Origin of the sequence: Terrimonas pollutisoli (genome assembly GCF_029360765.1) — a bacterium.
Taxonomy (GTDB): Bacteria; Bacteroidota; Bacteroidia; order Chitinophagales; family Chitinophagaceae; genus Terrimonas_B; species Terrimonas_B pollutisoli.
Genome location: NZ_JARKNA010000062.1, coordinates 1 through 981, shown reverse-complemented (window position 1 = coordinate 981; position 981 = coordinate 1). Strand labels below are relative to the sequence as shown.

General features: G+C 46.4%; 1 pseudogene. It reads left to right on the top strand.

Annotation, left to right across the window (positions count from 1 at the left end):
* Positions 1 to 981 (top strand): annotated as a pseudogene (locus P2W73_RS26355) (gliding motility-associated C-terminal domain-containing protein); the annotation flags it as partial.

The following is a 981-nucleotide window of genomic DNA, read 5'->3' as shown; positions in this document are numbered from 1 at the left end:
CGGATGCAGGTCAGTGTGCAGGCACAGCTACATTGACTATTACTGTTACCGATCAGATCACACCAACATTTGATCCGGTCAATGATGTTTGTTTGAATGCAACCGCTCCGGTTCTTCCAACTACATCACTTAATGGTATCACAGGAACCTGGTCACCGGCTGTTTCTACTGCTGCTATCGGCACTACTACTTATACATTTACTCCTGATGCAGGTCAGTGTGCAGGCACAGCAACACTTACTATTACTGTTACCGATCAGATCACGCCAACATTTGATCCGGTCAACGACGTTTGCTTAAATGCAACCGCTCCGGTTCTTCCAACTACATCACTTAATGGTATCACAGGAACCTGGTCACCGGCTGTTTCTACTGCTGCTATCGGCACTACTACTTATACATTTACTCCTGATGCAGGTCAGTGTGCAGGCACAGCAACACTCACCATTACTGTTACCGATCAGATCACGCCAACATTTGATCCGGTCAACGACGTTTGCTTAAATGCAACTGCTCCTGTATTGCCAACAACATCTAATAATGGCATCACAGGAACCTGGTCACCGGCTGTTTCTACTTCCGCGATTGGAACCACTACTTATACATTTACCCCGGATGCAGGTCAGTGTGCAGGCACAGCTACATTGACTATTACTGTTACCGATCAGATCACGCCAACATTTGATCCGGTCAATGATGTTTGCTTAAATGCAACAGCTCCTGTATTGCCAACAACATCTAATAATGGTATCACCGGTACATGGTCACCTGCTGTAAGCACTGCAGCTATCGGAACCACTACTTATACATTTACCCCGGATGCAGGTCAGTGTGCAGGCACAGCTACATTGACTATTACTGTTACCGATCAGATCACGCCAACATTTGATCCGGTGGATGACGTTTGCTTAAATGCCACCGCTCCTGTTTTACCAACTACATCCAATAATGGTATCACCGGTACATGGTCACCGGCTGTAA